26 protein-coding genes are annotated in these 25,782 nt (G+C 77.0%); 12 read left to right on the top strand and 14 right to left on the bottom strand.

What is annotated here, in order from left to right; genetic code table 11:
* Nucleotides 1-259: 259 nt before the first annotated feature.
* Nucleotides 260-910 (bottom strand): ferritin-like fold-containing protein, encoded by a 651-nt coding sequence (locus DQ238_RS21215; protein ID WP_199506494.1) that lies wholly within the window; start codon nucleotides 908-910, stop codon nucleotides 260-262.
* A gap of 204 nt (nucleotides 911-1,114) precedes the next feature.
* On the opposite strand from DQ238_RS21215, the gene DQ238_RS21210 reads away from it, so the two are divergent.
* The 4 genes from DQ238_RS21210 (at nucleotide 1,115) to DQ238_RS21195 (ending at nucleotide 6,193) form a co-directional block, all read left to right on the top strand.
* Entirely contained in the window at nucleotides 1,115-2,878 is a 1,764-nt protein-coding gene (locus DQ238_RS21210; protein WP_233496162.1) for a DEAD/DEAH box helicase, read from the top strand.
* A 92-nt stretch (nucleotides 2,879-2,970) separates the two neighbouring features.
* Nucleotides 2,971-4,098, top strand: a complete 1,128-nt coding sequence (locus DQ238_RS21205; protein ID WP_113783237.1) for a PQQ-binding-like beta-propeller repeat protein — start codon at nucleotides 2,971-2,973, stop codon at nucleotides 4,096-4,098.
* Between the two features lie 290 nt (nucleotides 4,099-4,388).
* A complete protein-coding gene (locus DQ238_RS21200; protein WP_113783241.1) occupies nucleotides 4,389-5,327 on the top strand; it encodes an alpha/beta fold hydrolase in 939 nt (312 codons plus the stop codon).
* Complete coding sequence (locus tag DQ238_RS21195) at nucleotides 5,324-6,193, top strand: oxygenase MpaB family protein (protein ID WP_113783236.1); 870 nt, start codon at nucleotides 5,324-5,326, stop codon at nucleotides 6,191-6,193. Before DQ238_RS21200 ends, DQ238_RS21195 begins: the two co-directional genes overlap by 4 nt.
* Here the strand turns inward: DQ238_RS21195 and DQ238_RS21190 are convergent.
* On the bottom strand, nucleotides 6,183-7,085 hold the full coding sequence (locus tag DQ238_RS21190) for a LysR family transcriptional regulator ArgP (RefSeq protein ID WP_113783235.1): 903 nt from the start codon (nucleotides 7,083-7,085) through the stop codon (nucleotides 6,183-6,185). The two genes, DQ238_RS21195 and DQ238_RS21190, sit on opposite strands and share 11 nt — an antisense overlap.
* A gap of 76 nt (nucleotides 7,086-7,161) precedes the next feature.
* On the opposite strand from DQ238_RS21190, the gene DQ238_RS21185 reads away from it, so the two are divergent.
* A complete protein-coding gene (locus tag DQ238_RS21185; RefSeq protein WP_113783234.1) occupies nucleotides 7,162-7,785 on the top strand; it encodes a LysE/ArgO family amino acid transporter in 624 nt (207 codons plus the stop codon).
* Between the two features lie 131 nt (nucleotides 7,786-7,916).
* Here DQ238_RS21185 and DQ238_RS21180 read toward each other — a convergent pair whose 3' ends face one another.
* The 5 genes from DQ238_RS21180 to DQ238_RS21165 all read right to left on the bottom strand — a co-directional run bounded on the left by DQ238_RS21180 (nucleotide 7,917) and on the right by DQ238_RS21165 (nucleotide 11,285).
* Nucleotides 7,917-8,789: a PD-(D/E)XK nuclease family protein gene (locus DQ238_RS21180; protein WP_233496161.1), complete on the bottom strand. Its 873-nt coding sequence runs from the start codon at nucleotides 8,787-8,789 to the stop codon at nucleotides 7,917-7,919.
* Between the two features lie 36 nt (nucleotides 8,790-8,825).
* Entirely contained in the window at nucleotides 8,826-9,683 is an 858-nt protein-coding gene (locus DQ238_RS21175) for a PHP domain-containing protein (protein ID WP_113783233.1), read from the bottom strand.
* Nucleotides 9,684-9,689: 6 nt separating this feature from the next.
* A complete protein-coding gene (locus DQ238_RS21170) occupies nucleotides 9,690-10,361 on the bottom strand; it encodes a PH domain-containing protein (protein ID WP_113783232.1) in 672 nt (223 codons plus the stop codon).
* Nucleotides 10,362-10,367: 6 nt separating this feature from the next.
* Nucleotides 10,368-10,526, bottom strand: coding sequence for a hypothetical protein (locus tag DQ238_RS23415; protein ID WP_199506493.1), 159 nt, complete (start codon nucleotides 10,524-10,526; stop codon nucleotides 10,368-10,370).
* A gap of 135 nt (nucleotides 10,527-10,661) precedes the next feature.
* On the bottom strand, nucleotides 10,662-11,285 hold the full coding sequence (locus DQ238_RS21165; protein ID WP_113783231.1) for a DUF6758 family protein: 624 nt from the start codon (nucleotides 11,283-11,285) through the stop codon (nucleotides 10,662-10,664).
* Between the two features lie 73 nt (nucleotides 11,286-11,358).
* Between DQ238_RS21165 and DQ238_RS21160 the strand changes: the two genes are divergently transcribed.
* Nucleotides 11,359-11,793, top strand: a complete 435-nt coding sequence (locus tag DQ238_RS21160) for an NUDIX hydrolase (protein WP_199506492.1) — start codon at nucleotides 11,359-11,361, stop codon at nucleotides 11,791-11,793.
* 27 nt (nucleotides 11,794-11,820) lie between these two features.
* Here DQ238_RS21160 and DQ238_RS21155 read toward each other — a convergent pair whose 3' ends face one another.
* Nucleotides 11,821-12,330 carry a MaoC family dehydratase gene (locus DQ238_RS21155; protein ID WP_113783230.1) on the bottom strand — a complete coding sequence of 170 codons (510 nt, stop codon included), beginning with the start codon at nucleotides 12,328-12,330 and terminating at the stop codon, nucleotides 11,821-11,823.
* A 137-nt stretch (nucleotides 12,331-12,467) separates the two neighbouring features.
* Here DQ238_RS21155 and DQ238_RS21150 point away from each other — a divergent pair, with 137 nt between their 5' ends.
* Together DQ238_RS21150 and DQ238_RS21145 are read left to right on the top strand one after the other, a co-directional pair.
* A complete protein-coding gene (locus DQ238_RS21150; RefSeq protein WP_233496160.1) occupies nucleotides 12,468-12,956 on the top strand; it encodes a hypothetical protein in 489 nt (162 codons plus the stop codon).
* Nucleotides 12,953-13,987: an MFS transporter permease gene (locus tag DQ238_RS21145; RefSeq protein ID WP_233496159.1), complete on the top strand. Its 1,035-nt coding sequence runs from the start codon at nucleotides 12,953-12,955 to the stop codon at nucleotides 13,985-13,987. Before DQ238_RS21150 ends, DQ238_RS21145 begins: the two co-directional genes overlap by 4 nt.
* Nucleotides 13,988-14,055: 68 nt before the next feature.
* Here DQ238_RS21145 and DQ238_RS21140 read toward each other — a convergent pair whose 3' ends face one another.
* Entirely contained in the window at nucleotides 14,056-14,349 is a 294-nt protein-coding gene (locus DQ238_RS21140) for a WXG100 family type VII secretion target (protein WP_113783228.1), read from the bottom strand.
* Between the two features lie 151 nt (nucleotides 14,350-14,500).
* Between DQ238_RS21140 and DQ238_RS21135 the strand changes: the two genes are divergently transcribed.
* A complete protein-coding gene (locus DQ238_RS21135) occupies nucleotides 14,501-18,766 on the top strand; it encodes an FtsK/SpoIIIE domain-containing protein (RefSeq protein ID WP_113783227.1) in 4,266 nt (1,421 codons plus the stop codon).
* Nucleotides 18,767-18,799: 33 nt separating this feature from the next.
* On the opposite strand, the gene DQ238_RS21130 is transcribed toward DQ238_RS21135, so the two are convergent.
* The 4 genes from DQ238_RS21130 to DQ238_RS21115 form a co-directional block, all read right to left on the bottom strand.
* Nucleotides 18,800-19,312, bottom strand: a complete 513-nt coding sequence (locus tag DQ238_RS21130) for a hypothetical protein (protein ID WP_113783226.1) — start codon at nucleotides 19,310-19,312, stop codon at nucleotides 18,800-18,802.
* A gap of 75 nt (nucleotides 19,313-19,387) precedes the next feature.
* Entirely contained in the window at nucleotides 19,388-20,770 is a 1,383-nt protein-coding gene (locus DQ238_RS21125; RefSeq protein ID WP_113783225.1) for a wax ester/triacylglycerol synthase family O-acyltransferase, read from the bottom strand.
* A gap of 100 nt (nucleotides 20,771-20,870) precedes the next feature.
* Nucleotides 20,871-22,163 (bottom strand): chromosome partitioning protein, encoded by a 1,293-nt coding sequence (locus DQ238_RS21120; protein WP_113783224.1) that lies wholly within the window; start codon nucleotides 22,161-22,163, stop codon nucleotides 20,871-20,873.
* On the bottom strand, nucleotides 22,163-23,134 hold the full coding sequence (locus tag DQ238_RS21115) for an SAF domain-containing protein (RefSeq protein WP_113783223.1): 972 nt from the start codon (nucleotides 23,132-23,134) through the stop codon (nucleotides 22,163-22,165). The genes DQ238_RS21120 and DQ238_RS21115 overlap by 1 nt, the downstream gene beginning before the upstream one ends.
* Nucleotides 23,135-23,315: 181 nt before the next feature.
* On the opposite strand from DQ238_RS21115, the gene DQ238_RS21110 reads away from it, so the two are divergent.
* Nucleotides 23,316-23,606, top strand: coding sequence for a helix-turn-helix domain-containing protein (locus DQ238_RS21110; protein ID WP_113783222.1), 291 nt, complete (start codon nucleotides 23,316-23,318; stop codon nucleotides 23,604-23,606).
* Nucleotides 23,607-23,680: 74 nt separating this feature from the next.
* Here the strand turns inward: DQ238_RS21110 and DQ238_RS21105 are convergent, their stop codons facing one another.
* Complete coding sequence (locus tag DQ238_RS21105; RefSeq protein WP_113783221.1) at nucleotides 23,681-24,250, bottom strand: hypothetical protein; 570 nt, start codon at nucleotides 24,248-24,250, stop codon at nucleotides 23,681-23,683.
* 101 nt (nucleotides 24,251-24,351) lie between these two features.
* On the opposite strand from DQ238_RS21105, the gene DQ238_RS21100 reads away from it, so the two are divergent.
* Both DQ238_RS21100 and DQ238_RS21095 read left to right on the top strand, forming a co-directional pair.
* On the top strand, nucleotides 24,352-25,128 hold the full coding sequence (locus DQ238_RS21100; RefSeq protein ID WP_113783220.1) for a LysM peptidoglycan-binding domain-containing protein: 777 nt from the start codon (nucleotides 24,352-24,354) through the stop codon (nucleotides 25,126-25,128).
* Nucleotides 25,129-25,177: 49 nt separating this feature from the next.
* Complete coding sequence (locus tag DQ238_RS21095; protein WP_113783219.1) at nucleotides 25,178-25,741, top strand: Rv3235 family protein; 564 nt, start codon at nucleotides 25,178-25,180, stop codon at nucleotides 25,739-25,741.
* Nucleotides 25,742-25,782 lie beyond the last annotated feature (41 nt).

Genomic DNA, 25,782 nt, shown 5'->3' with positions numbered 1-25,782 from the left:
GACCGGGACACGGGCAGCGGCTCAGCGGCGGTCGGGAACGGCAGCTGGCCGCGGTGTGGACCGGTCGCGGGGGCCCGGAGGGTCCCCCGACCGGGACACGGGCAGCGGCTCAGCGGCGGTCGGGAACGGCAGCTGGCCGCGGTGTGGACCGGTCGCGGGGGCCCGGAGGGTCCCCCGACCGGGACACGGGCAGCGGCTCAGCGGCGGTCGGGAACGGCAGCTGGCCGCGGTGCGGTCCGGTAGGACCGCGATGTGACGGTCACGGGTTCAGCCCGAGAGCTCTCATCCGCTTGGTGTGCGCGGCGGTGATCCGCTCGACGAGCCGGCCGACCCCGGCCAAGTCCCCCGTGCCCTCGATGATGAGCCGGGCGAGCCGGTCGCGTTCGGCGATGACCGCCTGGGACTGGGTGATCGCCTCGCCGACCAGCCGCCGTCCCCACAGCGCCAGCCGACCGGAGAGGGTGCGGTTCGTGGCGATCGCCGCCCGCACCTCGCGGACGGCGAAGTCGGCGTGGCCGGTGTCGGCGAGGACGTCGAGGATGAGCGCGCGGTCCGGGTCGGGCAGGAACGCCGCGATCTCCCGGTAGAAGTCGCCGGCCAGCCCGTCGCCGACGTAGGCCTTGACCAGCCCCTCGAGCCAGGTGTGCGGCCGGGTGCTGTCGTGGAAGGCGTCGAGCGCGGCGACGAAGGGGGCCATCGCCGCGGTCGGGTCGGCGCCGAGCTCGGCGAGCCGGGCGGTGAGCCGGGCGTGGTGGCCGAGTTCCGCGGCGGCCATCTGCGCCAGCGCCGCGTGGCCGGCGAGCGTGGGCGCCAGTCGGGCGTCCTCGGCCAGCCGGTCGAACGCGGTCAGCTCCGCGTAGGCCAGCACCCCCAGCAGGTCGACGACGGCTCCCTGGTCGACCGCGTTCACTGGCAGCTCCCGGGCTCGGCGGCATCGGTGGCGCGTCCCTCGGACGGGTGGGCGGAGGGTCTGCTGGGCGCGCGGCGCACGGAGGCTAACCGGTGCGCCGGTTACGATGGGAATCGGCGAGCCGCCCGGTTCGCTTGTGCATCTGTGCGCTGACGACCGCTGGAGACGACACCCCCAGGGGTCCCCTCCCGGGCTGACACCGAGGTGGAGCCCGGTTTCTGCTGGCGTCGGCGCTGGAACCGATCCCGCGACACCCGACCGGGACAGGCGCGCTGCGGCGGGTCCCGCCGCCGCAGCCGGTCCCCCAGCAGACCAGAGGCGAGAGCACTGATCTCCACCGAGAACACCCCCACCCCCACCGACACCCCTGCCGCCGACCTGGAGCACGCCGAGACCGGCGCCCCGGACCCCGAGCAGCTCGAGCAGGCCGCCGAGCAGCTCGGCGGCGCCCCCGTCGCCGACGACGCGCCGCTGTTCAGCGACTTCGACGTCCACCCCGACGTCGTCGCGGCGCTGGCCGGGGTCGGCATCACCCGGACCTTCGCCATCCAGGAGCTGACCCTCCCGCTGGCGCTGGCCGGCAACGACCTCATCGGCCAGGCCCGCACCGGTACCGGCAAGACCCTCGGCTTCGGCGTCCCGCTGCTGCAGCGCGTCGTCCCCGCGGCCGAGGGCGGCGACGGCGTCCCGCAGGCGCTGGTCGTCGTCCCCACCCGGGAGCTGTGCGTGCAGGTCGCCCGCGACCTGACCACCGCCGGGTCGAAGCGCGGCATCCGCGTGCAGGCCATCTACGGCGGGCGCGCGTACGAGCCGCAGGTGCAGGCGCTGCGCGGCGGCGTGGACGTCGTCGTCGGCACGCCGGGCCGGCTGCTCGACCTGGCCGAGCAGGGCTCGCTGGTCCTGGGCAAGGTCCGCGTGCTGGTCCTCGACGAGGCCGACGAGATGCTCGACCTGGGGTTCCTGCCCGACATCGAGCGGATCCTGGGCATGGTGCCGGCGCAGCGGCAGACCATGCTGTTCTCGGCGACCATGCCCGGCCCGATCGTGACCCTGTCCCGCTCGTTCATGCGGCAGCCGACGCACATCCGCGCGCACGGCAACGACGAGGGCTCGACCGTCCCGGAGACGACCCAGTTCGTCTACCGCGCGCACAACCTGGACAAGCCCGAGCTGCTCGCCCGCGTGCTGCAGGCCCGCGACCGCGGCCTGACGATGATCTTCTGCCGCACCAAGCGGACCGCGCAGAAGGTGGCCGACGAGCTGGTCGAGCGCGGCTTCGCCGCCGCCGCGGTGCACGGCGACCTGGGCCAGGGCGCCCGCGAGCAGGCGCTGCGCGCCTTCCGCAGCGGCAAGGTCGACGTGCTGGTCGCCACCGACGTCGCCGCCCGCGGCATCGACGTCGCCGGCGTGACCCACGTCGTCAACTACCAGTGCCCCGAGGACGAGAAGACCTACCTGCACCGGATCGGCCGCACCGGCCGCGCCGGCCAGGAGGGTGTCGCGGTCACCCTGGTGGACTGGGACGACGTCCCCCGCTGGCAGCTGATCAACAAGGCGCTCGGCCTGGACTTCGACGAGCCGCGCGAGACCTACTCCACCTCGCCGTGGGTCTCCACCGACCTGGACGTGCCCGAGGGCGCTACCGGCCGGCTGCCGCGGGCGCGGCGCACCCGCGAGGGCCTGGACGCCGAGGCCGTCGAGGACCTCGGCGAGACCGGTCGGCGCTCGGGTGGGCGGGATGGCTCCGGCGCGCGGGGCCCGGCCCGTGAGGACGGCGAGCAGCCGGCCCGCGCCCGCAAGAGCCGCCCACGCCGGCGCACCCGCGGAGGCGGCGCCGCGGCCGCTGTCGAGGGGAGTGCGCCCGCCGCAGCACCGACGGAGGCCGGCGAGGGCGGAGCGGCCCGGCCACGTCGCCGTCGGCGCCGCCACGGCGGGGCCGACCGCGGCCCGGCCGAGCCCGCCGCCTGAAAGAGGACCCCCTTGCCCCCCACCGCTCGCAAGCTCGCGGCGGGACCCTGCAAGGGGGCCGCCCTGCCCTCCTGCAGAAGACGAGGCGGCCGATGATGCGTCCGCCGCTGCGGGTGTGGGTGTGGACGGCGGCCACGCTCGCGCTGGTCGTCATCGCCGCCCTGCTGTGGCGGGGCTCGGACGCGGCGGCCACGGTGAGCACCACCGCACCACCGGCCGGCGTCCCCGAGGGGACGCCGGCCGGAGCCGTCTCCGCCGTCTGGACCGCGCCGACCACCGCGCCGGACGGCGCGCCCCGGGCGACGGTGGCCGGCGGCCGCGTGGTGGTCGCCGGCGAGCACGGGGTGCGCGCGCTCGACGTCGGCACCGGCGCGGAGGCCTGGCGGTACACCCGCGCCAACGCCCACCTGTGCGACCGGACCGTCGTCGACGGGCTCGTCATCGCCGTCTTCCGCACCGAGGACCGCTGCGACGAGGCCGTGGCGCTGTCGACGCGGACCGGCGTCCGGACGTGGACCCGCAACATGTGGTTCCGCCCCGACGTGGTCCTGTCCAGCACCGCCGGGATCGTGCTGGCCGCCGCGCCGACCGGGATCGTCGCCCTCGACCCGGTCGGCGACAACACCCGCTGGCGGCAGGCCGCGCCCGAGGGGTGCCGGCTGGAGGACGCCGCCGTGGGGAGCGCGGGCGTCGTCGTCCTGCAGCGGTGCGGGGGCTCCGGCGGCCTGCAGCTGCGGCTCTTCGACGGCTACGACGGCAGCCCCCGGTGGACCCGCGACGTGCCCGAGGGGACGACGCTGGCCGGCGTCGACCGCACGGTCGCGGTGGCCGGCGACGACGGGGTGCGGCTGCTCGCCGGCGTCGACGGTGCGCCGCTCGGTGCGGTCCTCCCGGCGCCCGGGCCGGTGCTGGTCCGCGGCGTCGGGGACACGCTGCTCGTGCTGGCCGGCGGCACGCTGTCCGTCGTCGACCAGGCCACCGGCGCGCTCCGCTGGCAGACCGCCGCGACCGGCCTGCCGTCCGGACCGGCCGAGGGCACGCCGCTGCCGGGGACGCCGGTCCCGGTGCCCGAGGCGGACGCCGTCGTCCTCCGCGAGCTGGCGACCGGCGCCGAGGTCGCCCGCTCCACCGCCGCCGGGACGGACCCGGGCGGGCTGGTCACCGCGGTCGGCCCGGTCCTGGTCACCCAGCTGCCCGACCGGGTCGTCGCCCTGCGCTGAGTAAGGACCCCCCTGCCCCCCACCACTCGCAGGCTCGCGGCGGGACCCTGCAGGGGGGCCGCCCCTGCCCCCCACCACTCGCAGGCTCGCGGCGGGACCCTGCAGGGGGGCCGCCCCTGCCCCCCACCACTCGCAGGCTCGCGCCTGGCCCCGTCCCGGCCGCCTCCCGGGTCCCGCCCCGAGCTTGCGAGGGGTGGGGAGGAGGCGGTCCTTCCACCGAGCTCGCGAGGGCGGGGAGGACGGGGTCCTTCTCCCTGCAGGGGGGCCGCCGCCGGGGTTGACTGGTGGTCATGGGATTGCCCGGCGGCCCCGACGACAGCGCCTCCCCCTCCACCGCGCCCGACGACCTGCGACAGCTCGCCGACCACGACGCCCGGCACCGCACCTTCGCCGGTGGCGCCGGGCCGCTCGTCGCCCTCGACACCGGGGGGGACGGAGAACGGGGCACCGTCCTCATGGTCCCGGGCTACACCGGCAGCAAGGAGGACTTCGCGCCGCTGCTGCGCCCGCTGTGCACCGCCGGGTACCGCGTCGTCGCCCTCGACCAGCGCGGCCAGTTCGAGTCGCCGGGCCCGGACGACCCGGCCCGCTACTCGGTGGCCGAGCTCGGCGACGACGTCCTCGCCGTCGCCCGCGAGCTGCCCGCCGGGGCGCACCTGGTCGGGCACAGCTTCGGCGGGCTGGTCGGCCGGGCCGCCGTCCTCGCCGCCCCGTCGCTGTTCGGCTCCCTCACCCTGCTCGGCTCCGGACCGTCCCGGCTGGTCGGGCCGCGCGCCGAGCTGCTCGGCCACCTGTCCCCGCTCTTGGACGCCGGCGGGGTGCCGCTGGTGCACGAGACGCTCGAGCAGCTGGCCATGACCGACCCCCGGGCGCAGGCGGTCCCGGCGCCCACCCGGGCCTTCCTCGCCCGCCGGTTCCTCGCCACCAGCGCCGCCGGGCTGCGCGGCATGGCCGACGCGATGACCGGCGAGCCCGACCGGGTGGCCGAGCTGGCGGCCACCGGCGTCCCGGTGCTGGTCGCGCACGGCGTCGCCGACGACGCCTGGACCCCGGCCGCCCAGGCGGACATGGCGCGCCGGCTGGGCGCCCGGTACGAGGTCGTCGCGGGCTCGGTCCACTCCCCCGCCATCGAGAACCCGTCGCGCACGCTGGAGGTCCTGCTCGACTTCTGGGAGTCGGTACCCGTCTCCTCCGGGCGCGCCGGCGACGAGGCGGAGGTGCTGCGGTGAACCGGACGCCCTCGATCAAGCAGTTCACCGCCGAGGAGGACCTGCTCGGGTTCTTCGGCCCGGACAGCGTCAGCTGGCGCATCCACGCCGACCCGGCGTTCTCCGTCGGCGGCATCCGAGCCCTGCTGCTGCAGGCGCTGCACCCGGTCGCGATGGACGGCGTCGACCGGTTCTCCACCGCCTTCGCCAGCGAGCCGTGGGCGCGGCTGACCCGTACGGCGGAGTACGTGGCGACGGTGACCTTCGGCACCCGCCGGGACGCCCTGCGGGCGGTGCGCCGGGTCCGCGGCCTGCACCGGGGCAGGTCCGCGGTCGAGCGGACCACCGGGCGCACCTACTCCGTCGACGACGCCGACCTGCTCCTGTGGGTGCACTGCTGCGAGGTCGAGTCGCTGCTCTCGGTCGCCCGCCGCGCCGGGGTGCCCCTCGCCCACGACGACGCCGACCGCTACGTCGCCGAGCAGGTGACCGCCGCGGTGCTGGTCGGCTGCGTGGAGGCCGACGTGCCGGCGAACGCCGCCGACCTCGCGGCCTACCTGGACCGGATGCGCCCGCAGCTGGCGGCGACCCCGGCCGCGCGCAACGCCTCCCGGTTCGTCATGCTCCCGCCGATGCCCGGGTGGGTGCAGCTGCTCACCCCCGCCCGGCCCGCGTGGAGCACGCTGGCCTCGCTCGGCGCGGCCACGCTGCCGCGGTGGGCCCGCCGGCTCTACGGCCTGCCCGGCTTCGGCCTGACCGACGCCGCCGCGACCGCGGGCGTGCGCGCGTTCCGGCAGACGGCCCTGGCGGTGCCGGCGCGGGTGCGGGAGTCGCCGATCGTGCGGGCCGCCCACGAGCGCGTCGCGGCGGTGCCGGTCAGCGCGTGACGGGCACCGTCCGGTCCGGCGTCTGGTCCAGTTTCCGTCGCGCCGCGGCGAGGACCGTTCCCGCCAGGCGGTCCAGGGACGAGGAGCGCAGCTTCCACTGCTGCCAGTGCAGGACGACGTGGACCGCAGCGCCGGGGTCCAGCTCGACCAGCTCCCCGGCGGGCTCCTGCTGGGCCGGCACCATGCCCCACCCGAACCCCAGGCGGACGGCGGCGACGTAGTCGGTCGACGCGGGCACGTGGTGCACCGGCGGCGTCCCTGCGTCGACTCCCCGGGCGCGCAGGTAGCGGTGCTGCAGGTCGTCCTTGCGGTCGAAGACCACCACGGGTGCCCGGGTGAGCGCTTGGTCGGTGACGCCGTCGGGGAACCACCGCTCGGCGAACGCCGCGGTCGCCATCGGGCGGTAACGCATGCCGCCCAGCCGGGTCACGCTGCAGCCCGGCACCGGCTCGGAGTCCGCGGTGATCGCCGCCATCACCCGCCCGTCCCGCAGCAACGCGGCGGTGTGCTCCTGGTCCTCCCGGTGCAGGTCGAAGGCGACGTCGCCGGCGAGCGGGGCCAACGCCGGGAGCACCCAGGTGGCCAGCGAGTCGGCGTTGACCGCGATCGGCAGGGTGACCGGCCCGAACGTCGCGTCCTCCACCAGCTCCCGGGTGGCCTCGGCGGTGAGCAGCGCCACCTGCCGGGCCAGCCGCAGCACCGCCTGCCCGGACTCGGTCACCCGCACCGGCTTGCTGCGCACCAGCAGGACCCGGCCGGTCGCCGACTCCAGCGCCTTGACCCGCTGGCTGATCGCGCTCGGCGTGAGGTGCAGCGCCCGCGCCGCACCGTCCAGCGTGCCTGCGGCGACGGTCGCCTCCAACGCCCTGAGCTGGGCGAGGTCGAGCTCCATGCGGCCATCAGACCTGCTTCAGGTTCTTCAGCGATACCAGCAGCGCTGATGGGAGCGGTCGCCCTACCGTCCCGTCGTGCCCTCCACGCTGCTCGCCGCCGCGTCCGGCCTCGGCCTCTCCCTGTCGCTGATCGTGGCCATCGGCGCGCAGAACGCCTTCGTCCTCCGCCAGGGGCTGCGGGCCGAGCACGTGGCTGCCGTCGTCGCCGTCTGCCTGTGCTCGGACGTCGCGCTCATCACCGCCGGGACGGCGGGCGCCGGCGCACTGGTCACCCGAGCGCCCGGGTTGCTGACCGTCGTCTGCTGCGCCGGGGCGGCTTTCCTCGTCCTCTACGGACTGATGGCGGCCCGGCGGGCCACGCGCCCGTCCGCGCTGGTCCCCGAGGAGAACGACCGGCGAGCCGGGCTGGCGATCACCGTGACCACCTGTCTGGCGCTCACCTGGCTGAACCCGCACGTCTACCTGGACACGGTCGTGCTGCTCGGGTCGCTGGCCGCCACGTGGGACGACCTGCGGTGGTGGTTCGCCGCGGGCGCCGCCATCGGCAGTGCCGTCTGGTTCACCGGTCTCGGGTACGGGGCCCGGCTGCTGCGGCCGGTGTTCGCCCGGCCGACGGCCTGGCGGGTGCTCGACGCGGTGATCGCCGTGGTCATGGTGTCGCTGGCGGTCCCCCTCGCCGTGCGGGGCGTCGGCGGCTGAAGAAGAGGCTGTCCTCCTCCCCGCCCCTCGGAGAAGGACCCCTCTGCCCCCCACTGCTCGCAGGCTCGCAGCGGGACCCTGCAGAGGGGCCGACTGGGCCCGGGAGAGGGACGCCCTCCTGGGGGACCCCTTCAGGAGGCCGGAGGCGGCTGTGCCCCGGCGGCGGGCTCCTCGGGGAGGAAGCTCCACGTCTCCCGCGGCGGGGCCGCGGCCTGACCGGTCGGGCAGCTGGGACGGAAGTCGCACCAGCCGCACTGCCGGCCCGGGACGGCGGGGAAGGCCGCGTCGGCGTCCTCGCCCGCGTCGAGCGCCGCGGTGGCGGCACCGATGTCCTCGGCGACGTCCTCGGCCCGGCGGACGTGGTTGGCCAGCGACCGGTCGGTGTGCTCGAACGCGGCCACCGTCCCGCTGGGCAGGTGGTGCAGCTCCACCCGGCGGCACGGACGGTGCAGGGTGCGGCGCACGCCCAGGACGTAGAGGGCCAGCGCGGGTGATCCCCGCGCGTCGTCGTCGGTGCAGGCCGAACGGCCGGTCTTGTAGTCGACGACGACCAGCTCGTCGCCGCGGGAGTCGATCCGGTCGACCCGGCCCGACAGGGCCAGCCGCTCGGTGGTGGCGGCCACCTGCCGCTCGGCGCCGACCGGCTCGTCGGCGGGGTCGAGCCCGGCCACGTAGTCGGTGAGCCAGCCGGCCGCCCGGGCCCGCCAGCGGCCGGCCTGCTCGGCGTCGCGGAAGCCGGCCGGCGACCAGGCCGAGTACAGCAGCTGCCGCGCCGCGGCGGTGGTGCGCCCGGGGACCGGCAGCTCCCACCAGGAGCGCAGCGCGGCGTGCACCGCCGCGCCGACGCTGTTGTGCGCCCACGCCGGGCCCCGGGCCGGGGTCGGCCGGTCGAGGTAGGCGTACCGGTAGCGGCGCGGGCAGTCGGCGAAGGAGGCCAGCTTGCTCGGGGTGGCCGGGAACAGCCGCCGCGGCATGCCGGGCATCTCCAGCTGCGCACCTCCCACGGTCGTCACGCTAACGGGGGGAGCGACGCCGCCGGGTCAGGCGCGGTACGGCGCGGCGCCGGTGCCCGCGGCCAGCAGCGCCTCGAGCTGGTCGGGCGCGGTGGTGCAGGCGGCGATCGGCGTCGTCTTGTTGCGGCCGTGGTAGTCGCTGGAGCCGGTGACCAGCAGGCCGAGGTCGGCGGCGAGCTCGCGCAGGTGGGCCCGCTCCTCGGGGTCGTGGTCGGGGTGGTCGACCTCCAGCCCGAGCAGGCCCGCCTCCACCATGGCGGCGATCGCCTCGTCGCCGACCACCCGGCCACGCCGGGTGGCCAGGCCGTGGGCGAACACCGGGACGCCGCCGGCCGCGCGCACCAGCGCGATGCCGTCGAGGACGTCGGTGTCGGCCTTGGCGACGTAGTAGGGGCTGCGGTGGTGCAGCAGGGTGGCGAAGGCGGAGTCGACCGACTCGACGACGCCGGCCTCGACCAGGGCGCGCGCCACGTGCGGCCGGCCGACCACCCCGCCGCCGGACCGCTCGACGATCTCGTCCCACACCACCGGGTAGCCGGCCGCGGCCAGCGCCGCCACGATCCGCTCGCCGCGCCCCAGCCGCTCGGCGCGCAGCCGCGCCCGCTCCGCGGCCAGGCCGGGGTGCTCCGGGTCGAAGCAGTAGGCCAGCAGGTGCACGCTGATCGGTGGGGAGCCGGCCGGGAACCAGCGGCAGGACAGCTCCGCGCCGGGGACGACGGTCAGCCCGGCCGGCCGGGCCCGCTCGGCGGCGGCCCAGCCGGCGGTGGTGTCGTGGTCGGTGAGCGCGACGACGTCCAGCCCGGCGGCGCGGGCCGTGGCGAGCAGCTCGGCGGGGCTGTCGGTGCCGTCGGAGACCGACGAGTGGGTGTGGAGGTCGATCCGCATCACCGGTCAGCCTGCCGCACCCGCCGGCGGGCTCCCCGGGGGGTCCGGGGGACGCCGCGGGATCGGCTCGGTGTCCCGCCGTCCGCCGTCCGACGGGGGCGGGGGCGTGCGCCGCTCGGAGCTGCCCTCATCGTCAGCGGAGTCCGCGCCGTCGGCACCGAACAGCAGGTCGCTGACCCTGCGGTAGAGCAGGTCGGCGCGCGGCAGGTAGGTGATCTCCGACAGGGCCTGCTGCTGGCCGGCCGACTCGAAGCGGAAGGTGCCGTAGCCGAGCAGCTGCCCGAACAGGGTCTCCTTGTACGTCAGGTCGGTGATCCGGCGCAGCGGCAGCAGGGCCACGGTGCGGACGACGATCCCGCTGGTCAGCAGCACCCGGCGGTTGGTGACGATGAAGTGCCGCATCCACCACTCGCCGGCGCGCACGGCGAGGTGGCCGAGCGCGCCGACGAGCACGAGGAAGCCGGCCGTGGTGGAGACGCGGTTGTCCGGGTCGAGCAGCAGCAGCCAGCCGCCGAGGAGCAGCACCGGCAGCGCCCGGACGGCGGGTTCGACGAGCACCGCCCAGTGGCGGCGGGTGGCGATGACGGGCGGGTGCTCGTGCGGCAGCAGGTACTTGTCGGCGTCCCTGGCCCAGACGGACGGGGATCCGCCGGCTGGCTCCGGGGCCGGGTTGCTCACGCCGACCTAGATCAGCGACCCGACGAAGGAGGCCAGCGAGGACGCCGCGTCGCCGAGGGCCTGTCCGGCGCTGCGCACGATCTCGGCCGAGCTCTCCGGCGCCTGGACGATGTAGAAGACGACGAAGGCGACGGCCAGCCAGGTGAGGACCTTCTTGAGGTTCACCGCCACCTCCGCAGGTGCTCGGTCCCGAGGCGTGCGGACGGGGCCGTCCCCACCGTGAGCACCATGGGTAACACAGGTCCCACGGCTCCCTGCCGGGGACACGCCGCCGGGTCGTGGGTCACGACCCGGCGGCGTTCACCGCCCCGGCAGCAGGTGCTCGCTGGGCGGGCCCAGCGGCAGGTCGGGGTACACCCGCTCGCGCAGGTCGAGCAGCTCCAGCTGCTCGGCGAGCAACCAGGCCGCCGACGCCGGCCACATGACCAGCCACAACCAGACCCCGAAGGCCTCCCCCACGAACGCGGCGCGGTCGTCGGAGGTGGGCACGGCCCACAGCGGCGCGTGCTGACCGGCGGCCTTGACGTCGGCCGAGGAGGGTCCGGAGATGACGTCGCCCGGGTCGAGCCCGGGCAGCCCGGCGTAGCCGCAGCCGACCCCGGTGCCCGGCTCCTCGGCGACGAGCACCAGCTCGGCCGAGCCCCCGAGGGGAGCGGGGCCGGCACAGTCGACGACGATCGCCCGGGCACCCGGCTCCCCGCCCCAGGCCAGGCCGGTGACCGACCACCCGGGCGGCATCGGGTCGGGCACCCAGGCGGGCACCCGGGCGTCGACGGTGACCGCGGTGATGGCGTCGTGCGCGATCAGCGGCGTGTGGTGCAGCGGCGTCACCGCGCCGTGCACGTGGCACCAGGCCCGGGCCGAGTTCCCGGGACGGACGACGAGCCGCTCGCCGCAGCGGGGACACACCGTGGAGGCAGTCATCGGGCATCACCGTCCTGTGACCCGCGGGGTTCGTCAAGCGCTGGACCGGGGACCGCATGCCTACCGTGGGGCCGTGTCGCACGCTGCTGAGCCCGGCACCCCGGAGCTCCCGGTGATCTCCTGCGTGGGCGCGGTGGTCCTCGACGACCGGGGCCGGCTGCTGCTCGTCCGCCGGGGCCACGAGCCCGGCCGCGGGCTGTGGTCGGTGCCCGGCGGACGGGTCGAGCCCGGGGAGTCGGCGGCTGCCGCCGTGGAGCGGGAGGTGCGTGAGGAGACCGGCCTGGCCGTGCGCGCCGGCGCGGAGGTGGGCCGGGTGCACATCCCCGGTCCGGGCGTCGTCTACGACGTCGCCGACCTCGCCTGCACGCTGCTGGACCCGGCCGCGACGCCGGTCGCGGGGGACGACGCGGACGCGGTCACCTTCGCCGACGCCGCCGACCTCGAACGGCTGACGTGCACGCCGCGGCTGCTGGAGACGCTGCGCGGCTGGGGGGTGCTGCCGTCCTGACCCGGGCGCCGGCCTACCCCGGCCGGGTCAGCCGCGCGGCTTCGGCTCCGGACGGCCGGGCTGCTCGCCGCCGCGGGTCGCCCCGTGGGAACGCTTGGGCACCATGACCTTGCGCCGGAAGACGCAGACGACGGTGCCGTCCTGCTTGTAGCCGATGGTCTCGACGGAGACGACGCCGCGGTCGTCCTTGGACCTGGACTCGGTCTTGTCGAGCACCGTGGTCTCGCCGTAGATCGTGTCGCCGTGGAACGTGGGCGCCACGTGCCGGAGCGACTCGACCTCGAGGTTGGCGATGGCCTTGCCCGACACGTCCGGCACGCTCATGCCGAGCAGCAGCGAGTAGACGTAGTTGCCGACGACGACGTTCTCGCCGAAGTCGGTGTTCTCCGCCGCGTAGTGCGCATCCAGGTGCAGCGGGTGGTGGTTCATCGTGATCAGGCAGAACAGGTGGTCGTCGTACTCGGTGACGGTCTTGCCGGGCCAGTGCTTGTAGACCGCTCCGACCTCGAACTCCTCGTAGTACCGACCGAACTGCATGGACTGGCTCCCGGTGTCGACGCCGACGGCGGGACACGGACGGCCACGAGCCAGAGCCCACCACGCCCGGCGGGCCAGTTGCCCACCACGCGGCGTCGGTGACCCATCTGGACGGGCGCCGATCCTACGATGCCCCGGTGGTACCGGCTCCTCCCGTTCCGGACCCCGGGGAGACCGGCGTCCTCCCTCTCTCCTCCACCGGCCGGCGGATCCGGCTCGCCGCGACCGCGGTCGTCCTGGCCCTGCTGCTCGCCGGCACGGTGTGGGGCAACGACGCGGAGTTCCCCTTCGGCCCGTTCCGGATGTACTCGACCCGCGCCGACCCCGACGGGCCGGTCGTGTCGACCAGCGTGGTCGGCGTGAGCGCCGACGGAGCCGTGGTGCCGTTGTCCGGTGGCGAGGTGGGCCTCCGCCGCGCCGAGTTCGAGGGCCAGCTGCCCCGGCTCGTGGAGCAGCCGGAGCTGCTGACCCTGCTCGCCCGGTCCTACGCCGCCCACCACCCCGACGCCGAGCCCCTGGTCGAGGTGCGGGTCGTGCAGCGCCGGTACCAGCTCCACGACGGCCGGCGCACCGGTGAGGTCAGCGACAGCGTGCTCGTCGCCCAGCACCTGAGCAGCGCCCGGTGAGCGCTGCCCCGACCTCCGAGGGCGGGTCGGCGGACCCGACCCCGGTGCAGCCGCAGGTGGGCCCACCGGTGGCCACGACGGCCCCGGCGGGCACGGCGGGCGCGACGACCCCGGCCGGCACAGCCGGTACGACGGCGGCCGGCAGGGCGGGAGGCGGGCACGGCTGGTGGTTCGGGCCCGTGCCGCTGGCGCGGATCGCGGTGTTCCGGGCCGTCGCCTACCTGTTCGTGCCGGTCGACGTCTTCCTGACCACGGCGTGGGTGCACGCGCACGCCGCCGTCCCGACCGAGTTCTACCAGCCGCTCGCCATCGGCCGGCTGCTGCACCTGCCCAACCCCACGCCCACGGTGGTGCACGTGGTGCAGTGGGCCCTGGTGGGAGCGGCGGTGCTGGCGGCGACCGGCCGGGCACCCCGCCTGCTGGGCACCGCGGTGTTCCTCCTCTACCTCGAGTGGATGGTCATCGCGATGAGCTACGGGAAGGTCGACCACGACCGGATCGCCTACCTCGTCGCTCTCGCCGTGCTGCCGACGGTCGGGCGCGCGCGGTGGCGCGACCGGCGCTCCTCCGAGGCCGCCGGCTGGGCCATGGCGGCGGTGTTCGTCGCCGTCGTGCTCACCTACTTCTTCGCGGCCTGGGCGAAGGTGCGCTTCGGCGGGTGGGACTGGGCCACCGGCTCGACGCTGTCCCGGGCGATCGTACGGCGCGGCACAGTGCTCTCGGACTGGATGCTCGAGGTCCCCGGGCTCCTCCCGGCCGCGCAGTGGGCGATGCTCGTCCTCGAGTTCGCCTCGCCGCTGATGCTGCTCGTGCGGTCCGACCGCGCCCGGGTGGCTCTCGTGGCGTTCCTCCTCGGCTTCCACCTGACGGTCTACGCCAGCGTGGCGATCGTCTTCCTGCCGCACTGCGTGGCCATCCTGTCCGTCCTCCCGTGGGAGCGGTTCCCCGACGCGGTCCGGCGGCGGCGCGACCGGCCGGGCCGCCGGACCGCGACCCGGGCGCAGCCCGTCGGAGCCGCGCCTCCGGGCTGAGCCCGACCCGGCGCGGTCGCCGCCGCGCCGCGTCAGATCGCCGCGCCGCGTCAGATCGCCGCGCCGCGTCAGATCATCGCGCCGATGCGGGCCGCCATGTCGGCCTCGTGCTGCTGGTAGGAGGCTGCGACGCTGTCCAGCAGCTGGCCCATCCCGGTGAGCGCGTCGCTGACCCCCTGCGAGCTCAGGCGCCACTGCTCGTAGAGCTCGGTGAACCGGAGGGCGGCCTGGCTGTCGGTCCAGCCCTCCAACACGGAGGAGTTGATGCCGCTCGACAGGGTGGCGTGCCGCGCGGTGGTGTCGGCGGCCTCGGCCCGGCACTGCCCGGCCATCGACTGCAGGGTGCTGATCTCGGCCTTCACGTGTCCTCCTCGTGGTCCGGGCCTCTCCCGGTCCGGCCGGACGCTAGGGTGCCGGGCTCCGGTGCGGCCCTCTCCGTCCACAGGGGCCGTCGCCGTCCACAGGTGTCCGCCGACCGCCCGCAGGACCACACCGGTCCGGCACGGTCGACGCGTGCACACCCACCCTGCGACCACCGCGGCGGCCACCCGCTGCTGGACCGTCGTCACGCCCGAGGGCGCCGTGGACGTGGCGGTCACCGCCTCCGACGACGACCGGCTCGGCACGGTGCTGCCCGGCCTCGCCGCCACGGTGGGCCTGCCGCCGGCGGACCTGTGGTCCGGTTCCACCCGCCTCGACCGCGACCTCCCGCTGACCGACGCCGCACTGGCGCACGGCGCCGTCCTCGGCTTGGGTCGACCCGGCCCCCGGTCCGGCCGGTCCGGCAGCGCCAGCGCGCTCGAGCTGCACGTCGCGGGCGGCCCGGACGCCGGGTCGACGCACCCGCTGGACCGGGGCCGGCACGTCGTGGGTCGGGGCAGCGAGGCCACCATCCGGCTGGAGGACCCCGACGTCTCCCGCCGGCACGTCCTCGTGGAGGTCGGCACCGGCGACCTCACCGCGCAGGACCTGGGCTCGACCAACGGGAGCCGACTGGACGGCGAGGCCCTCGGTCCGGATCCGCAGGACTGGCCGGCCGGCGGGCTGCTCCGGGTGGGCGCCAGCACGCTGCGGGCGGCGGGTCCCGGCAGTCCTCGCGCCGCCGTGCAGGCCGCTCCCGGCGGGCGACTGCGGCTGCGACCGCACCCCCGCCTGCACGCGCCCGCCGAGGAGGTCGCGGTGGTCTTCCCCGCCGAGCCCCCCTCCCCTCCACCGCGGCGGCTGGCCTGGGTGGCCGTGGCGCTGCCCGCGGTGGCCGGCGTCGTCCTGGCCTGGCTGCTCGGCTCCGCGCACTTCCTCTTCTTCGCCCTCCTGAGCCCGGTGGTGGCGGTGGGCACGTGGTCGTCCGACCGGTGGTCGGGTCGGCGCAGCGCTCGACGGGCCCGGGCCGCCCATGCCGCCGAGTCGGCCGAGGCGCAGGCCCGAGTGGTCGCCGCCCTCGTCGCCGACGAGCGGGCGGCGGAGTCGGCGCACCCGGACCTGGCCGTCCTCACCACCGCGGCGCGGCGCCGGTCCACCGACCTGTGGCAGCGCCGGCGAGGCGACGGTGACGCCCTCGCGGTGCGCGTCGGCACGGGACCCGGGGAGTCCCGGGTGACGCGCGTGGACGCCGACGGGACGCGGCACCGGGTGCCGGCGGAGCGCCGCCCGGTCGTGGTCGAGCTGGCCGTCACCGGTGGCCTGGGCGTGGCCGGGCCACGCAGGCCCGCGGTGGGCGTCCTCGCCGGCGTCCTCGTCCAGTTGGCGGCGCTGCACGCTCCGGGTGAGGTCGACCTGGCCCTGCTGACCACGCCCGACCGGCTGCCCGAGTGGGGCTGGCTGCGCTGGCTCCCGCACCTGGACCCGGCTTCGGTGCACGTCAGCTCCCCGGCACCCGACGACGCCGACGGCGCGGCCGAGCTCCGCTGGCTCACCGCGTTGCTGGCCCGGCGGGCGGGTGCGGCGGCGGACGGTGCCCCCCGCGCCACGTCCCCGGGCGAGGAGGCCGTGCCCGGCTGGACCGTCGTCCTCGTCGACCGCCCGGCCGGATCCCGGCTGCTCGCCGCGCTGCGCCAGGCGCGCCGGGTCGGGGTGGTGACCCTCACCTCTGGGCCGTCGGTGTCCCGCCTGCCCCTCGCCGCCGACGCCCTGCTGGAGGTGACCGGCGAGACCGGCAACCGGGCGAGCCTCGTCCGCGTCGGCACGGTGGACCAGCCGGTGTCGACCGTCGACCGGCTACCGGGACCGGTGGCGGCCGGCTTCGCCCGCGACCTGGCGGCGCTCGCCCCCGCCAGCACCGACGCGTCCCTCCCCCGGCGGGTGCGGCTGCTCGACCTGCCCGCTGCGGGCATCCGGGTCGGGGCCGACGGCGCACCGACCGGCGGTTGGTCGAGGGCCAGGGACGCGCTCGTGGCCACGCTGGGCCGCACCGCGGCGGGCACCGCCTCGGTCGACCTCTGCCGGCACGGGCCGCACGCGCTGGTGGCCGGGACCACGGGCTCGGGCAAGTCCGAACTGCTGCAGACGCTGATCGCCGGTCTGTCCCTCGCGCACCCGCCCGACCGCTGCTCCTTCCTGCTGGTCGACTACAAGGGGGGTGCGGCCTTCGCCGAGGCGGCCGCGCTGCCGCACACGGTGGGTCTGCTGACCGACCTCGACGGCGCGACGACCGCCCGAGCGCTGCGCTCGCTCACCGCGGAGCTGGTCCGCCGGGAGGCCCTCCTGGCCGCGCACGGCGCGGCGGACCTGACCGCGCTCCCGGAGGAGGTGGCGCTGGCCCGGCTGGTGATCGTGGTCGACGAGTTCGCCGGGCTCGCCGAGGAGCTGCCCGCCTTCCTGTCCGGGCTCGTCGGCATCGCGCAGCGCGGCCGCTCCCTCGGGGTCCACCTGGTGCTGGCCACGCAACGTCCCGGCGGCGTCGTCTCGCCCGAGATCAGGGCCAACTGCACGCTGCGGATCTGCCTGCGCACGACCGACGAGGCCGACTCGAGGGACGTGCTCGGCACGCCGCAGGCCGCCTTCCTGCCGATCGACGCACCCGGCCGGGCCTACCTCCGCGCAGGGAGCGGACCACCCACGCTGTTCCAGGCGGCGCAGGTCACCGGAGCGCCGCCGGACGTCCAGGACCGGGGCCCGCAGGTGCGACCGTGGCGCTGGCCGCGGGCGGTCGCGCCGGCCGAGGAGGAGGCGCGCTCGGGCGACTCCGACCTGGCCCGGGTGTCGGAGGCGCTCCGGTGCCGGGCCCGCGAGGCCGGCGTCCCCCGCCCGCACCGGCCGTGGTGCCCCGCCCTCCCCGACGTCGTCCGCGCCGAGGACCTGTCCCCGCGCGGCTCCCGAGGGAGCAGCGGGGAGCGGCCGGACCCGGCCGCGACGGCGGCTCGCCTGCGGGTCGGGCTGCTCGACCGGCCCGACGCCCAGGTGCAGGAGCCGCTGGAGCTGGACCTGCGGCGAGCCGGTGGCTGGCTGGCCGTGGGCGGGCCGCGCAGTGGCCGGACGACGTTCCTGCGGACCGCGCTCGCCCAGGCCGTCTCCTCCCTGTCCCCCGGCGACCTGCACGTGCACGTCCTCGACCACGGCGGAGACGGGCTCGCGGCGGAGGCGGCCGGCCTGCCGCACACCGGCACCGCCGTCGGTGGCGAGGACGCGTTGCGCACCGTGCGGCTGCTCGACCGGCTCGGGCAGGAGGTGGCCGCCCGGCGCGCGGACCCCGCGGAGACCCGGAGGCCACACCTGTTGCTCCTGGTCGACGGCGTCGAGGCGCTCATGACCCAGCTCGACGAGGCCGACCCCACAAGGGGCTCGGCGGCCCTGCTGCGCCTGGTGCGCGACGGCGGGGCGGCCGGGCTGACCTGCCTGCTCACCGCGGACCGCGCGGTGCCCGGTGGACGGCTGGCCAACGCCGTCGGCACCCGGCTGGTCCTGCCCCTGCCCGATCGCGCCGACTACGCGGTCGCCGGCATCCCGGCGCGCGCGGTCCCCGACCACCGGCCGCCCGGGCGCGCCCTGCTCGGCGAAGAGGCCCTGGAGTGCCAACTCGCGCTCCCGCGCCCGCCGGCCGCCCGGCCGTGGCCGGCCACCCCCGGCTCGGCCCGGCCCCTGTGCATCCCCGAGCTGCCGGCCGACCCGGTGCTGCCGCTGCCACCCGCGCCCACCACCGACCGCACCCCCCGGCTGCCGCTGGGGCCGGGTGGGGACGACGGTGGCGTGCTCACCGTCGACCTGTGGCGGACCGGTGGCCTGCTCGTCGCCGGGCCGCCCAGCAGCGGCCGGAGCACCGTGCTGGAGGGCTGTGCCCGTCACCTGGCGGCCGCCGGTGTCGCCGTCCTGCGCGTCGGCCGGAGCGGTCCCGGGGCGGTCGACGACGGACCCGCCCAGCGGTGGCTGGCCGACGGGGACCTCGACGGGTGGCGGGCCTGGGTCGCCTCGCTCGCGGGCTCCCCGGGGGTGGTCGTCGTCGACGACTCCGTCGTCGTCGCCGACTCCGCGGTGGTGGCTGCGATGAGCGCAGCCGACGCCGGGGACGGCCTGGCCGTCGTCGTGGCCGGGACGGCGGCCGAGTTGTCGACCGCTTACCGGGGGCCGGTGCCGGCGCTGCGGCGTCGGCGCAGCGGCCTGCTGCTGTGCCCGTACCCCGGTGACGCCGACCTGCTCGGCATCCGGCTCCCCCACACGCCGCTCCCCCAGCGCCCCGGGTCGGGGTGGCTGGTGACGGCCGGTGTCCCGCAACGCGTGCAGGTCGCCCGCCGGTACCGGCCGGACGGCGCGCCGCCGGCAGCGGCCCCGTCTCGGGTCCCGCCCTGAGCCTGCGAAGGGTGGGGAGGACGGGGACGCTCCTCACAGCAGCTCGAGCACCGTCCCGACCTCCTGCGTCGCGTACCAGGCCAGTTCGTGCCCCTCGGCCTGGTCCACGACGAACTGGGCGTCCTCGCTGCCGAGGTCGGCCTCGAGGACGACGTCGACCGCGGCACGGACGTCGTCCTCCGCGTCGGCGCCGTCGACGTGCACGCTGGCCACGTCGCCCAGGGGGACGTCGGCCTCCACGCGCACGGCGCCGCGGTCGGCATCGGGGTCCTCGACGTCGGCGACCGCGGCGTCGGGGACGTCGGCGGCGACGACGACCCGCCGCCGGGCCGCGGCAGGGTCGATGTCGATCAGCCGCAGGCTCGCCCGCGCCGCCGTGAGGAGGGCGGCGTACTCCAGCTCCTCCAGGTCGGCCTCGGCGTCGCTGAGGGCGTAGAACTCCCGCAGCCCCGGGGTGACCGCGAAGGCGGTGAGGGGTCCGGCCAGACGCCCGTCGTCCACGAGGGTCTGCAGGACGCTCGTCGTCGCGGGCAGGTAGATCCGCACCGGGCTGGCTCCTCGTCGCAGGTGGGGGTCAGCGCGACCGTATCCCGGCGCCCGCGGGCACCGTCCCGGGGCCGGTCAGCCCGCGCTCTCCACCAGGACGTCGACCTCCTGCTCGATGAGGTCGGCGAGCACGTCGACGTCCCCGACACCGTCCCGGTCGGCGTTCAGGCCGAAGAAGACCCGGCCGTCGTAGCTGGTGATGCCCACCGACAGGCCCTGACCCGGGGCGAGGGGCACCACGGGGAAGACCTCCAGCATCCGGCTGCCGGCCGCGTACAGCGGCACCTGGGGGCCGGGCACGTTGGTCACCACCAGGTTGAACAGGCGCCGGGACAGGCCCCGGGCGGTCCGGGCTCCGAGCGCGTGCAGCGTCGGCGGAGCGAAACCGGTGAGCGCGATCAGGGTCTCGGCACCGACCGACCTCCCGTGCTGGCTGACCCCGCGCATCGCGTAGCTGACCCGGGCCAACCGGACCCCCGGGCTGGGCTCGCCGACCGGGAGGTCCACCAGGTGGGCCGAGACCCGCCCGGCCGGCGCCTCCTCCCCCTCGTCCTGGACCGAGACGGGGACCAGAGCCCGCAGGGAGGTGGAGGAGAGCACCGCCTGACCGCGCGACAGGAGCCAGTCGCGCAGGGCGCCGGTCACCACCGTCAGCAGCACGTCGTTGACGGTCCCGCCGTGGGCCTTGCGGACCGCCTTGACGTCGTCGAGGTCGGCCCGGGCCACCGCGACCCGCCGCTGGCTGCCGCGCGTCGCGTTCAGCGGACTGTCCGGGGCCGCGAACAGCGCCGAGCGGGCCGCACGGAGGGCTCCGGTCGTGGCACCGGCCAGGCGCGCTCCGGTGGACTGCAGGTCGGTCACGGCGTGCCGGGCCGCGTCCACCACCGTCGACGGGCGTCGGACGTACTCGCCGACGGCGTCGCGGACCAGCTCCACCGCGCCGGGCGGTCGTCGGGGCCGCCACTCGTCGGGAGCCGGGGTCGGGGCGTTCGGCGCGACGTCGAGGAGGACCTGGGCGATGTCGACCGCGCCGAGCCCGTCGACCAGCGCGGGGTGCGTCTTGGTGACGACCGCGACCCGTCCCCCGGCCAGCCCCTCGACCAGGTAGACCTCCCACAGGGGGCGGTTGCGGTCGAGCGGTCGCGCGGTCACCCGGGAGACGAGGTCCAGCAGCTGGGCCTCGGTCCCCGGGCGCGGTACCGCGGACCGGCGCACGTGGTAGTCGACGTCGAAGTCCGGGTCGTCGGCCCACACCGGGTTGGCCAGGTTCCCGGGCACCTCGAGGACCCGCTGCCGGTACCGCGGCACGAGCGGCAGCCGGGCCTCGACCAGCGAGGCGAGCGCGTCCAGCCCACCGGCCGGCGTCTCGAGCACCAGCACCCCGGCCACGTGCATCGGGCTGTCGGGTCGCTCCAAGTAGAAGAACGACGCGTCCAGGGTGGTGAGGCGCTCCACCATTCGGTCTCCTCCCGGTCGAGGACCCACGCTACGACGCCGGTCCTCCGGCGGGCACCCCGAACCGACCCCCGACGCTCCCCGCGCCCTCGACGGAACCGGGTCAGCCGGCCCGGCGACCGAGGCCGGGCCGGCGTCCGGCGGCGGGCGCCGGCAGACCGGCCAGCGTCGCAGCGAGGGCCCGCAGCTCGGTCCGCAACGGCGACCCGGGCGCGACCTCGGCGAGGGTGCGCCCGGCGGCGAGCGCCGCGTCGGTGGCGCGCCGGTCCGCCGGCAGGAAGACCGCCGCCTCACGACCGGTGAACCGCTCGAGCGCGCCGGCGATCTCCCGCCTCGGGTCACCGGGCACCGGCCCCCGCCGGACCTGGTTGACCACGACCACCGGCTCCACGGCGGGCAGGACGTCGCGCAGGTCACCGAGGGCCCGGATGCTGCGCTGCAGCGCCACCGGATCGGCTCCGCTGACACAGAGCACGGTGTCGGCGGACTCCAGGACCGTCAGGGTCACGCCGTTGCGGCGGGGCGCCGCGGTGTCGAAGGAGAGCTCCTCGTCCTCCTCGAGGCTGAAGGAGCAGTCGACGACGGTCAGCGCGGCGGCCCGGCGCGCCTCCTCCAGCACCGCGCTCACGGCGTGCGGCCGCAACTCGGGCCAGCGGTCGGCGCGGGCCAGGCCGGTGAGGACGCCGAGCTTCGGACGCACCGCCCACGCCAGCCGGGCGAGGGCGGCCTCGTCGAGGGTTCCGGCGGCCGCCTGCCGGGCGGCGCCGGCCAGACCCGGCGACTCGTCGAGCAGCCCCAGCACCTGGGCCACCACCCCGCCGTAGACGTCGGCGTCGACCAGCAGGCTCGGCACGTCCAGGCGCGCGGCCTCGTCGGCGAGGCCGACGGCGACCGTCGTGCGGCCCGGCGCCCCGGTCGGTCCCCACACCGCGACCACGCGACCGCTCCCGGCCGACCGTTCGCGAGGGGCTTCCGGCAGCCCGCGGGCGGGCAGCGCGGCCCGCGGGTCGGCGATGTCGCGGCCGGTCGGTGGGCCGCCGGCGACCGCATCGCGCAGCGCTCGCGCGATGACCTCGGGCTCCGCGTCGGCGGGCAGGACGCGCACCACGCCGATCGCGTGCAGCCGGTCGGCCGCCCGGTCGTCGTCCGGTTCCACGAGTCCCACGACGGCGACCCCGGCCGCCGACAGGCGGGCGACCGCGTCGCCGTCGAGCCGGCGCAGGTCCGCCGACAGCAGAGCAGCCTGCCCGGTGCCGGTGCCGGCGGCGGCCAGCAGCTCGGAGACGTCGACGCAGCGGCGGACCACCGTGACCCCGTGGTCGGCCCGGTCCAGCGCGCCCACCAGCGCGGACTCCCACCCGGCGCCGGTGACCGCGGTGAAGACCTGCACCGTCATCAGGGCACCGCCGGGGCACCGGCCGTGCCGGCTCCCGTCCCGGTCGAGGGGACCGCAGGACCCGGAGTCGCCCCCGGCGTCCCGCCACCACCGGGAGCGCCCGCGCCGGCCCCGTTGCCCGGCACGGACGGCGGCACGGACGGCGGCACGGACGGCGGCACGGACGGCGGCACGGGCGGCTTCGGCGAGGTCGGCGCCGATGACGGCGCGGTGGAGCCCGTGGCCGGCGCCGCGGCCGAGCCCCCGGTGCGGCCCGCCGTGGGCTGCGCCGCCTCGGTGGCCGCCGCGTCCACCGAACCGTGCACCACGACCACCAGCGGCCGCCCGCCGATCGCGCCCAGGACGGCCGGCGCCCGGTCGACCGGCACCGAGACCACCACCTGCACGCTCGTCGTCGCGGTCGACAGCACCCCCTCCGAGCGCCCGGAGACGGCCTGCACCGGCGCCGCCGCCACGACGAGGGAGACGCCGGCGCCACCGGCCGCCGCCGCTCCCGCCGCGGGGTCGGCCACGGCGTACACGTCGACCACCTGACCGCGTACCAGCGCCGGGGGCACGTAGCCGGCCTGGACCGGGAGCGCGAGCTGGACCAACTCGGCCGGCTCCTCCAGCACCGACCGCGGCAGCAGCTCCCCGCTGCGGACCCCCCGGGCGAGGGTGCGCCCCTCCGGCCGGGTGCTCGTGGCGAGGTAGGCACCCACGACGTCGTCGAGCCGGACATCGACGGCGACCAGGTCGTCGGCCGTCAGCACCGTGCCGGCGGCGAGGTCGCCCGCCGCCGACCAGACGGGCACCGTGGCGTCGGCAGCCGTGACCACCCGCGCACCGAGCAGCACCGAGCCGAGCACGAGCAGCACGCCCAGGACCAGGCGCAGGTCCAACCAGCGCGGCGGCCTGACCCGGCGTGGCACCGGCCCCGGGGGCGGCTCGGCAGCCGCCGGGGAGGTGGTCGTGGTGCGCGTGGCGCTCACAGCCAGCGGTCCCTCCGATCTGCGCGACGCCGTGGACGGCCTCGATCGACCACGGTCGGACGCAGATGATGCGACAGGGACACCGAAGGGTGCATTCGCTGTCCACACGTTCGGGGTGTGGACAGCGCGCGTGCCACCCGGACGGGGCTGCCAGACTGGGCGGAACCGGACGGAGACCCTGATGCCCACACCGCGCTTCCTGACCCTCGACGACGTCGCCGAGACCCTCAACGTCTCGTGGTCGCAGGCCTACGCGCTGGTCCGCCGCAAGGAGCTCATCGCCATCCAGATCGGTGGCCGCGGCCAGTGGCGGGTCGAGGTCGACGAACTGGAGCGCTTCATCCAGCAGAAGTACGCCGAGGCGCGGGCCGGCGCCGCCCCCGCCGAGCCCGCCGCCGACGGGCCGGCGCAGCCCGCGGAGCCGGAGGGCGCCGAGGTGACCCCCAGCACGGGGGCGCGCCGCCGGCGCTGAGCCGGATCGTCCACCTGGCCCCCTGCAGGGTCCCGCCGCGAGCCTGCGAGTGGCGGGGGGCAGGGGGTCCTTCTTCAGTCCAAGCCGGGGGTGAGCGTCCGCACCACCGCGACCGCCGGGAGGGCGACCGCCCGCACACCGCGCACCGCGGCCGCCCGTCGAGGCTGGTCGAGGGCGTGCTCGGCGAGCTCCAGGTAGTCCGCGCCGACGCCGTCCACGGTGCCGACGAGCACCGTCCCGTCGTCCAGGACCAGCTGGACGACGCTGCGGTCGCGGGCCAGTCCGCGCAGCGCACGCCGCAGGTCCAACCGCGCACGCACGCGACCGGCGCCCTCGGCCGCGCCGGTGACCCGCCCCAGCCCCGCCACCGTCTGCACCGCCGGCATCGCCACCAGCACCTCCCGGCGCCCGTCGTCGGCCAGCAGCAGCCAGTCGGACCCCACCTCGGCGAGGACGCCGGCGACGTCCCCCGCGCCACGGCACCGCAGGGACAGCGACCGGCCGAGGGCGCCGGCCAGCCGCTGCGCGAGCCGGACCGACCCCGTCTCCAGACGCCGCCGTGAGGCGTCCTCCGCCCGATCAGCGGCCGCCTCCGCCTCGTCGAACTCCGCCTGCAGATCGGCGAACAGCCGCTGCCACCGCATCCGGCACCTCCTCGGCCAGAGCCTAGTCTGCCTCTGTTGTTGCGTTTGCTTGCGTTTGCTTGCTTTAGTCTCGTTGCACGTCGTTGAGTCGAGGAGGAGACATGTCGATCCGCCGACTGGTGGGGACGGCGGCCGCGATGGCCGCCATCGCCGTCGTCCTCCGCGCAGTGACCCCCGACCTGGCCTGGCTGGCCGATCCCGGCCTCGACCTGCCGCGGGCCGTGGACACCGCCGGCGCCGACACGGTGCTGCTCGCCGGCGTCGCCGCGCTCGCCTGGGCCGCCTGGCTGTGGGGCTGCCTGGGGCTGGTGCTCACGGTGCTGTCCGCGCTGCCCGGCACCGCCGGAGCACTCGCGCGTGCGGTCACCCGGCGCCTGCTGCCCGCCGGCGCCCGACGGGCAGCAGCGCTCACCCTGGGTGTCGGGCTGGCCACGAGCGGTCCGTTGCTGACCGCCTGCAGCACCGCCCCCGGGCAGCCGGCCGCGGCCGCCGTGACCCTCACCTCGTCGACGCAGAGCCCCGTGGCCGACTGGCCGGCCCCGGTCGCCGAGCAGCCGGCCGCCCCCGGCCCGGTACCCGACTGGCCGTCCCCGGCGCCGGAGTCCTCGGCCGGGGCCACCGACCGCCCACCCGCACCCACCGCTGCGGGCCCGGGCGCCGACCGGCCCGCGCCCACCCCCGGGGACCACGTCGTCCTGCGCGGGGAGTGCCTGTGGGACATCGCCGCCGACGACCTGCGCCGGAGGTCCGGAGCCGAGCCGGCGGACGGCGAGGTGGCCGCCGCGGTCACCGCGTGGTGGCGGGCCAACACCGACGTGATCGGCCCCGACCCCGACCTGCTGCTGCCGGGCCAGGTGCTGCGCCCGCCGGCGCCGTGACCGCGCCCCGCCCTCCCCGACCCACCCCCACCGGACCCCGGAGCACCCGATGACCGCGCCCGCCTCACCCGCCGACCCCGACCCCGCCCCGCAGACGCTGCGCGCCGCCACGCTGCGGCTGGCCGTCGTCCCGACCCCGCAGCCGCCGTTGGACGAGCAGCCGGTCCTCCGCCTGGTGCTCCCCGGTGTCGCCGTCCCGCGGCCGGCGCACCGACCGGGGCCCCGGCCACGCCCGGAGTGGCCCCCGGCGGGGTTCCTGGCGGGGTTCGAGCCGACCTGGTCGGTCCGCGCCGAGCTGCCCGACCCGCGCATCGCCGGCCGGCGGCTGCTGACGCTCGCCCTGGAGGCGCTGGCCGGCCGCCGGCCGCTCGCCCAGGTGCAGCCGCTGACCGCGGTCGGTGTCTTCGCGGCGCTCTCCAGCGGCCGCCGTCCCCACTGGTGCGCCGGGGGCACCGCTCCCCTGCTGCTCGGCCCCGTGCACGTCTGCGAGCCCGTCGACGGGGTGGCCGAGGTCAGCGCGGTGGCCCGGCGCTCGGGCCGGGCGCACGCGGTGGCCGCCCGGCTCGAGGGCATCGACGGCCGGTGGCGGTGCACCGCCCTGCAGATCGGCTGAGCACGCCGCGGACGAACGACCCCGTCCGGTGGCCCCGTTCT

The sequence above is a fragment of the Geodermatophilus sp. TF02-6 genome (genome assembly GCF_003319115.1).
GTDB lineage: Bacteria > Actinomycetota > Actinomycetes > Mycobacteriales > Geodermatophilaceae > Geodermatophilus.
This window is presented reverse-complemented; position numbering and strand designations above follow the sequence as displayed.